The sequence below is a fragment of the Acidovorax sp. genome (assembly GCF_047607405.1).
GTDB lineage: Bacteria > Pseudomonadota > Gammaproteobacteria > Burkholderiales > Burkholderiaceae_C > Acidovorax.
On record NZ_JASGDA010000111.1, the window covers coordinates 1 to 8,415 of the forward strand.

The 8,415-nt window shown below is 69.3% G+C and carries 10 protein-coding genes; 4 read left to right on the forward strand and 6 right to left on the reverse strand.

The features are described from left to right. Positions 1-165 precede the first annotated feature (165 nt). A complete protein-coding gene (locus QM569_RS13645; RefSeq protein WP_414987776.1) occupies positions 166-936 on the reverse strand; it encodes an IclR family transcriptional regulator C-terminal domain-containing protein in 771 nt (256 codons plus the stop codon). A gap of 117 nt (positions 937-1,053) precedes the next feature. On the opposite strand from QM569_RS13645, the gene pobA reads away from it, so the two are divergent. Then, positions 1,054-2,232 carry a 4-hydroxybenzoate 3-monooxygenase gene (gene pobA / locus QM569_RS13650; protein WP_414987777.1) on the forward strand — a complete coding sequence of 393 codons (1,179 nt, stop codon included), beginning with the start codon at positions 1,054-1,056 and terminating at the stop codon, positions 2,230-2,232. A 52-nt stretch (positions 2,233-2,284) separates the two neighbouring features. On the opposite strand, the gene purH is transcribed toward pobA, so the two are convergent. The 4 genes from purH to QM569_RS13670 all read right to left on the reverse strand — a co-directional run bounded on the left by purH (position 2,285) and on the right by QM569_RS13670 (position 5,789). After that, positions 2,285-3,871, reverse strand: a complete 1,587-nt coding sequence (gene purH, locus QM569_RS13655; protein WP_414987778.1) for a bifunctional phosphoribosylaminoimidazolecarboxamide formyltransferase/IMP cyclohydrolase — start codon at positions 3,869-3,871, stop codon at positions 2,285-2,287. A 98-nt stretch (positions 3,872-3,969) separates the two neighbouring features. Beyond that, positions 3,970-4,203 (reverse strand): Fis family transcriptional regulator, encoded by a 234-nt coding sequence (locus tag QM569_RS13660; protein ID WP_414987779.1) that lies wholly within the window; start codon positions 4,201-4,203, stop codon positions 3,970-3,972. Next, the gene (gene dusB, locus QM569_RS13665; protein WP_414987780.1) at positions 4,200-5,234 is read right to left on the reverse strand and encodes a tRNA dihydrouridine synthase DusB; all 1,035 of its coding nucleotides are present in this window, start codon (positions 5,232-5,234) and stop codon (positions 4,200-4,202) included. Before dusB ends, QM569_RS13660 begins: the two co-directional genes overlap by 4 nt. Before the next feature lie 84 nt (positions 5,235-5,318). Continuing rightward, positions 5,319-5,789, reverse strand: a complete 471-nt coding sequence (locus QM569_RS13670) for a D-Ala-D-Ala dipeptidase (protein WP_414987781.1) — start codon at positions 5,787-5,789, stop codon at positions 5,319-5,321. A 138-nt stretch (positions 5,790-5,927) separates the two neighbouring features. Between QM569_RS13670 and QM569_RS13675 the strand changes: the two genes are divergently transcribed. Continuing rightward, entirely contained in the window at positions 5,928-6,410 is a 483-nt protein-coding gene (locus QM569_RS13675) for a YqaA family protein (RefSeq protein WP_414987782.1), read from the forward strand. Here the strand turns inward: QM569_RS13675 and rarD are convergent. Continuing rightward, complete coding sequence (gene rarD / locus QM569_RS13680) at positions 6,385-7,281, reverse strand: EamA family transporter RarD (protein WP_414987783.1); 897 nt, start codon at positions 7,279-7,281, stop codon at positions 6,385-6,387. The two genes, QM569_RS13675 and rarD, sit on opposite strands and share 26 nt — an antisense overlap. A gap of 243 nt (positions 7,282-7,524) precedes the next feature. Between rarD and QM569_RS13685 the strand changes: the two genes are divergently transcribed. Both QM569_RS13685 and QM569_RS13690 read left to right on the forward strand, forming a co-directional pair. After that, positions 7,525-8,076 (forward strand): sigma-70 family RNA polymerase sigma factor, encoded by a 552-nt coding sequence (locus QM569_RS13685; RefSeq protein ID WP_414987784.1) that lies wholly within the window; start codon positions 7,525-7,527, stop codon positions 8,074-8,076. A 78-nt stretch (positions 8,077-8,154) separates the two neighbouring features. After that, the coding region (locus QM569_RS13690; RefSeq protein ID WP_414987785.1) for a DUF4880 domain-containing protein at positions 8,155-8,415 on the forward strand (261 nt) is incomplete at its 3' end.

Sequence of the window (8,415 nt, forward strand, 5' to 3'; positions counted from 1 at the left end):
GCTCTGCTTTTGCTGTAGCCCCAGCGCTATCGCATGGCGCTCCATCTCGCTCAGTTGTTCGTAGGTGTTCTTTGTCATGGGAGTCTCAATTCTGAAGGGGGGTTGCACTTCAGATTTGAGGCCGCCAGGCGCTGCAAGCCTTTTTCATTCATATTTTTGGCGCCGTCACAGCAGCCCGCGCAGCTCCCGCGCGGCGTCCTGCAGCAGCGGCAGCAGGTCGCGCAGCAAACTCCCCTCGTCGATCTGCTTGGGCGAGGCCACCACGTTCAGCGCCGCCACCGTGCGCCCCTGCAGGTTGCGCAGCGGCACGGCCAGCGCGTGGACGCCCAGCTCGTGCTCCTCCACCGCCAGGCACCAGTCGTCGCGCCGCGCCTGGGCGATGGCCTGGCGCAGCGGGCCGATTTGCGTGATGGTGCGGGGCGTCAGCCGCTGCGGCGGGTTGGCTTTGAGCCACGCTGTCAGCTCTGCGGGCGGCAGCGCGGCCAGCAGCACGCGCCCGGTGGACGTGGGGTGGGCGGGCAGCCGCGCGCCCAGGTGCAGGCCGTAGGCCAGCACGCGCGCGGGCGCGCCATAGACGCCGCTGCGCGCCACGATGACCACCTCGCCGCCATCCAGCACCACGGCCGAGAACGACTGCTGCGTCTGCGCCGCCAGCCGGTTCAGCGTGGGCTGCAGCACGCGCGGCAGCCGGGCCGACGCGAGGTAGCTGCCCGAAAAGCGCAGCACCTTGGGCGCCAGCCAGAAGTAGCTGCCGTCCGTCTCCAGGTAACCCAGGTGCGCCAGCGTCAGCAGGTGCCGCCGGGCGGCAGCGCGCGTAAGCCCCGTGCGCTGCGCGGCCAGCGTGGCGTTCAGGCGCTGGCGCTCGGTGTCGAAGCTCTCCAGCACCGCCAGGCCCTTGGCCATGCCCTCGATGAAATCCGCCCTGGCAATCGTCATTGCGCGATGATCGCACATGGCGACGTGCTATCGCACGCTAACGCCGCAATGCCATCGCCGATGGCCGCAGATCAACCTACGCTGGGCGGCATCTTCCCCCCCACGAGGTTGCCCACCATGCGAACCCAGGTTGCCATCATCGGCGCAGGCCCCGCCGGGCTGCTGCTCGGCCAGCTGCTGCACACGTCCGGCATAGCTGCCGTCATCATCGAACAGCGCAGCCCCGACTACGTGCTGGGCCGCATCCGCGCCGGGGTGCTGGAGCAGGTGACGATGGACCTGCTCGACCAGGCGGGCGTCGGCGCCCGCGCCCATGCCGAGGGCCTGCCGCACGACGGCATCGAGCTGCTGTTCCAGGGCCAGCGCCACCGCATCGACCTGCACGCGCTGACGGGCGGCCGCCGCGTGATGGTCTATGGCCAGACCGAGGTGACGCGCGACCTGATGGCCGCCCGCGCCGCCGCCAGCCTGCCCACGGTGTACGACGCCCACAAGGTGCAGGTACACGATTTCGACGGCGCGCAGCCCCGCGTCACCTACGAGAAGGACGGCCAGACGCATGAAATCACCTGCGACTTCATCGCGGGCTGCGACGGCTACCACGGCGTCTGCCGCGCCAGCGTGCCCGCTGATGCGCTCAAGACCTACGAGCGCGTCTATCCCTTCGGCTGGCTGGGCGTGCTGGCCGACGTGAAGCCCGTGTGCGACGAGCTGATCTACGCCAACACCGAGCGCGGCTTTGCGCTGTGCAGCATGCGCAGCGCCACGCGCAGCCGCTACTACCTGCAGGTGCCAGCCACGGACACGGTGGAGCAATGGAGCACCGGCCAGTTCTGGGCCGAGCTGCGCAACCGCCTGGACGCCGAGGCGGGCGAACGCCTGGTGACCGGCCCGGCGCTGGAGATGAGCATCGCCCCGCTGCGCAGCTTCGTCGCCGAGCCCATGCGCTTCGGCCGCCTGTTCCTGGCGGGCGACGCCGCCCACATCGTGCCGCCCACCGGCGCCAAGGGCCTGAACCTGGCGGCCAGCGACGTGGGCTATTTGTGGAACGCGCTGGCGGATTACTACAACGACAAGTCCAGCGCGGGCATCGACACCTATTCCGACCGGTGCCTGCGCCGCGTGTGGCGCGCAGAGCGCTTCTCGTGGTGGTTCACCTCGCTGATGCACCGCTTCCCGGACACGGGCGCATTCGGCCAGAAGATGCAGGACGCGGAGCTGGACTACCTGGTCCACTCCCGCGCGGCCTCAACCGCGCTGGCGGAGAACTACGTGGGCTTGCCGCTGGAACTATAAAAAATATAGCTACCAGCGCTTTCTGGATAAGCGCTGGCGGCCAAAAACACCCTCAATGCCGGAAGTGCCGCACGCCGGTGAAGACCATCGCCACGCCGCGCTCATCTGCGGCGTCAATGACTTCCTGGTCGCGCATGGAGCCGCCGGGCTGGGCCACGCAGGTCGCGCCCGCGTCCACCACCACGTCCAGGCCGTCGCGGAAGGGGAAGAACGCATCGCTGGCGACCACCGTGCCCTGCAGCGAGAGCTTGGCCGCCTCGGCCTTGATGCTGGCGATGCGGGCCGAGTCCAGGCGGCTCATCTGGCCCGCGCCCACGCCCATCGTCATGCCGTTCTTGCAGAAGACGATGGCGTTGCTCTTGACGTACTTGGCGACCTTCCAGGCGAAGAGCAGGTCTTGCAGCTCCTCGGGCGTGGGCTGCTTGACGGTGACGACCTTCAGGTCGGCCAGCGCCAGCTCGTGGTTGTCCGCCGTCTGCAGCAGCAGGCCGGAGCCGACGCGCTTGGCGTCCACCGTGTTGCGGCCACCGTCGCCGCCTTGCGGCAGAGCGATCTTCATCAGCCGCACGTTGACCTTGGGCTTGAAGATTTCCAGCGCCTCGGCGGTGAAGTCCGGGGCCATCAGCACTTCGACGAACTGCTTGACCACCGCCTCGGCAGCGGCCTTGTCCACCGTGCGGTTGAAGGCGATGATGCCGCCGAAGGCGCTGGTGGGGTCGGTCTGGAAAGCCTTGGCGTAGGCTTCGTGCGCGTCCTTGCCCACGGCCACGCCGCAGGGGTTGGCGTGCTTGACGATGACGCAGGCGGGCTGCTCGAAGCTCTTGACGCATTCCCAGGCGGCATCGGCGTCGGCGATGTTGTTGTAGCTCAGTTCCTTGCCCTGCAGCTGCTCGCCCGTGACCAGCGAGCCGGGCGCGGGGCGCAGGTCGCGGTACAGCGCGGCCTGCTGGTGGCTGTTCTCGCCGTAGCGCAGGTCCTGCACCTTGGTGAAAGTGCCGTTGCTCTGGCCGGGGAACAGCGCGCGCGCGGGCACGTAGGTTTCGGAGAGTTTCTCTGGCTCGAAGGCGACGGACGACAGGTAGTCGCTGATGGCGCCGTCGTACTGCGCGATGCGGTTGAACGCGGCCACCGACAGCGCAAAGCGCAGCTTGTCCGACAGCTTGCCCGCGCCTTTCAGCTCGGCCAGCACGGCGGCGTATTGCGACGCATCGGTGACCACGCCCACGTCCTTCCAGTTCTTGGCCGCGCTGCGCACCATGGCCGGGCCGCCGATGTCGATGTTCTCGATGGCGTCGGCCAACGTGCAGCCTTCCTTGGCGACGGTGGCCTCGAACGGGTACAGGTTGACGACCAGCAGGTCGATGGTGGCTATGCCGTGCTCCTTCAAGGCCTCCATGTGCGCGGGCACGTCGCGGCGCGCCAGCAGGCCGCCGTGTACCTTGGGGTGCAGGGTCTTGACGCGGCCATCGAGCATCTCGGGAAACTGCGTGACCTCGGCCACCTCGGTGACGGGCAGGCCGCCCGCGGCCAGCAGCTTGGCGGTGCCGCCGGTGGACAGCAGACGGATGCCTAAAGCGTGCAGGCTGGCGGCAAATTCGACGATGCCGGTCTTGTCGGAAACGGAGAGGAGTGCGTTCATGGTGGCGCCTTGGGGTTTTTGAATCAAATCGGGCTCCAGCGCTTATGTAGCAAGCACCAGCAGCTATCAATACAGGAGTGAAAGGGGTTGTTGCCGCATCACAGCAGCTTGTGTTCGAGCAGCTTCTTGCGCAGCGTGTTGCGGTTCAGGCCCAGCCATTCGGCGGCGCGCGACTGGTTGTTGTCGGCCTGCTGCATCACCACCTCCAGGAGCGGCTTCTCGACCAGGCGCAGCAGCATGTCGTACATGCCGTCGGGCGTCTCGCCGCCCAGGTCGCGGAAGTAGCCCAGCAGGCTCTCGCGCACGCATTCTTCGATGTGTTTCTTGCTCATGCGAGCAGTCCCTCGGGTTCTTGTTGTGCGGCTGCGGCAGGCAGCCGGTCCATCTGCTGCGCCAGGGCGTCCAGGTAGTCGGCCACGGCCTGCCACTGCGCTGTGCAGTCGTCGATGGTGTTGATGTGTTGGCGCAGCGCCTCGCCGCCCGGCAGCGCGCGCAGGTACCAGGCGATGTGCTTGCGCGCGCTGCGCACGCCGGTCAGCTCGCCGTACAGGGTGTAGTGGTCGTGCAGGTGGTCCAGCAGCAGGCGGCGCACCTCGGCCACCAGCGGCGGGGCCAGGTGCTCGCCGGTGGCGAGGAAGTGGCCGATCTCGCGGAAGATCCACGGCCTGCCCTGCGCGGCGCGGCCGATCATGATGGCGTCGGCCCCGGTGGCGGCGAGCACGTCGCGCGCCTTCTCGGGGCTGGTGATGTCGCCGTTGGCGACCACGGGCACGCTGACTGCCGCCTTCACGGCGGCGATGGTGTCGTATTCGGCCTCGCCCTTGTACCCCTGCTCGCGCGTGCGGCCATGCACGGTGAGCATCTGCACGCCCACGCCCTCGAACGCGCGGGCCAGCTGCACGGCGTTCTTGTGCTGCTGGCACCAGCCGGTGCGCATCTTCAGCGTGACGGGCACCTTGTACGGCGCGCAGGCTTCGACCACGGCGGCGGCGATCTCCACCGCCAGCGCCTCGTTCTGCATCAGCGCCGAGCCCGCCCACTTGTTGCAGACCTTCTTGGCCGGGCAGCCCATGTTGATGTCGATGATCTGCGCGCCGCGCTCCACGTTATAGACGGCCGCCTCGGCCATCATGGGCGCGTCGGTGCCCGCGATCTGCACGGCGATGGGGCCGGGCTCGCCCTCGTGGTTGGCGCGGCGCGAGGTCTTGAGGCTGTTCCACAAATCCCTGCGCGAGGTGACCATCTCGCTGACCGCGTAGCCCGCGCCGAGCTGCTTGCACAACTGGCGGAAAGGCCGGTCCGTGACGCCCGCCATCGGGGCGACGAACAGGCGGTTCGCCAGGGGAATGGGGCCGATGTGCATGGGCGTTTGCTGAAAAAGAGGCGGGATTGTACCTGCCCAAAATTTCAGCAAATGAAAACCGGCCCGCCCTCGGCGGGTGGGGATTCAGCGCACCGCCACGGTCTGCCGCGCCGCATCCCGGCGCGCGTAGTGCCACCAGGCGCCGGGCAGGTTGTCGAACTGGTGGCGCGCCATCACGCCGCGCAGCCATTCACGGTTGTGGCGCACGTCGGGCGAGAAGCCGTCGGCCCCCCGGGCCGCGCCCGCCAGCGCCACGCCGGGCGGCGTGCCCATGTCCACACTCTCGCCGTCGGCCAGCGGGCCGCGCACCACCTTGCTGGCGCGCAGGCCGTCCACCACGCGCACCTGCACCGTCCAGGCCCCGGTGGCCGCCCCGCACGCAGCGCTGAAGGCCATGCCCTGCGCCTTCAGTTCCTCTGCAACCGCCTGCAGCGCGGCGCGGGCGGCGGGCGTGTCGGCGGCGCAGCCCGTGCCCGGCCAGGCGGCCTGCGCGCCAGCGGCGAGCAGCACCAGCGCGGCGAAGAAAGGGCGAAGGCAAAACGCGGCAGATCGCATGGGGGGCTCCTGTCTGGTCATCCGGTACGCCACGATACGAATCGCCCGCGCCGCGCCGGTGCGCGGATGGCGCACATCGGTGTAGGACGGCGCCGCCCGCCGCCCATGCGCCGCCAGGGCCGCCCTACACTTCGCCGCATGGAAATCTGGTTGCACCAGCTGCTGCAATGGCTTGCACTGCCGCAGTTCGGCCTGTCCACCGTCTTCGTCGTCTCGCTCGTGTCGGCCACGCTGCTACCCATAGGCTCCGAGGCGGCGGTGTTCGGCCTCGTCAAGCTCAACCCCGACCTGTTCTGGCCCGCCATCGTGGTCGCCACGGTGGGCAACACGCTGGGTGGCGGCCTGAGCTGGTGGATGGGCCTGGGCGCGCGCAAGGCCGTGAACAGGGCGCGCGGCAACGCCACCGAGGTGCAGGCGCTGCGCTGGCTGGAGCGCTTTGGCCCCCGCGCCTGCCTGATGAGCTGGCTGCCCGTGGTGGGCGACCCGCTGTGCGCCGTGGCGGGCTGGCTCAAGCTGCCGTTCTGGCCCTGCCTGGCCTACATGGCGGTGGGCAAGTTCTTTCGCTACCTGGTGATGACGGGCGTGCTGCTGTACTTCATGCCCGGGCATCTGGCGATGTAGCCAGCGGCCTGCGCGCCGTCCACCAGCCCTCCAGCGTATAGACGCACAGCGCCGCCCAGATGAGCGCGAAGCCCGCCAGGCGCGCGGGCTGGAAGGGTTCGTTAAAGAACCACACGCCCAGCGCGAACTGCAGGCTGGGCGAGATGTACTGCAGGATGCCCATGGTGGTCAGCGGAATGCGCCGCGCCCCGGCGGCGAACAGCAGCAGCGGCACGGCGGTCAGCGGCCCGCCCAGCAGCAGCCAGCCCAGCGTGGCGGCATCTGCCTGCACCAGCGCGCCCTGCCCCTGCCAGGCCCACCAGCCCAGCACGGCGGCGGCCAGCGGGGCCAGCACCAGGGTCTCCAGCGCCAGCCCTTCGAGCGCGCCCAGCGCCGCCACCTTGCGCAGCAGCCCGTAGAAGCCAAAGCTCAGCGCCAGCACCAGCGCGATCCAGGGCAGGCGCCCGGCCTGCACCGTGAGCCACAGCACGCCCGCCGCCGCCACGGCCACCGCCAGCCACTGCCCGGGGCGCGGGCGCTCGCGCAAAAAGACGCAGCCCAGCGCCACGTTCACCAGCGGCAGGATGAAGTAGCCCAGGCTGGCATCCACCACGTGGTGGTTCTGCACCGCCCACACATAGGTGAGCCAGTTGACCGACAGCAGCAGCGCCGACAGCGCGAACGCCCCCAGCACACGCGGCTGGCGCAGCACCGCGCCCAGCCAGGCCCACTGGCGGCGCACCGCCAGCACGGCGAAGACGAACACCAGCGACCACAGGGTGCGGTGCATCACCACCTCCAGCGACGGCACGGCGGCCACCTGCTTGAAGTACAGCGGAAACAGCCCCCAGGCGATGTAAGCCAGGGCGGCGCAGAGGATGCCAGGGTTCATGGTGCGGGAGCGCAATTGCTCCTGAAATAATAGCTTCTGGCGCTTGATGGATAAGCGCCAGAGGCCGATTTGACCTTGAATTCCAGACCTTGGAATGCGGACCGGATCATAGACCGGCCACCAACGCATCAGCGATAATGGGAATAGTTCCCATCTGACAGCGCGCAAGGCCCGCCACCGCCGCACCATCGAGCGCTCCATCGGCTGAAAGAATGCTTTCCCATTGAGGACCTGGGTCGATCCGTGCTTGAGCGCTACTACCGCGAACTGCTGAACTTCCTCACCCGCAAGGTCGGCGACCGGGAACTCGCCGCCGACCTGGTGCAAGAGAGCTACGCCCGCATCTGCGCCCTGCCCGACCGCGACCGCATCGCCGAGCCCCGTGCGCTGCTCTACACCACCGCCCGCAACCTCGCCACCGACCACCACCGCCGCACCGCCGTGCGCGAGCAGGTCGAAGTACCCCCCGCCGCCGAAGACGCGCAGGGCCAGGAATCCGCCCCCGGCCCCGCCTCGGGCGACCCCGTGGCCGTGCTCTCGGGCCGCCAGCGGCTGGCCGCCATCGAGCAGGCGCTGGCCGCGCTGTCGCCGCGCCCGCGCGAAGCCTTCGTGCTGTACAAACTCGACGGCCTGAGCCGCGCCGAAGTGGCCGCGCAAATGGGCGTCAGCGTCAAGACCGTCGAAACCCACCTCGAAACCGCCATGGACGCCTGCCTGCGCTGCCTGCAGCAGCTCGACGGCACGCACGGCGCGGCCACGGGGCGCAGCGCCCGCAAAGCGCAGGCGCCCCGATGAGCTTTACACGCCCGTGATTCCGGCATTGCGCGCGCCCATGCGTTTACCGTTAACAAGACCCAGAAAGATGCCCACCCGATGACGCCCGCCCACACCGACGAAGCCGCGCGCCAGCGCAGGGAACTGGTCGGCTGGTTCATGCGCCGCCACGGCCCGCAATGGACCGCCGGGGACGAGCACGACTTTCATCAGTGGCTGGCCACCCCCGCCAACCAGGCCGCCTACGCCCGCTGGCAGGCCGACTGGGCGCTCATCGACAACCTGCCCCGGGCCGCCGCCGACCGCCTGCGCGCCCAGGTCGCCGCCGACCGCCGCACAGCCCGCCCGCAGCAGCCCGCC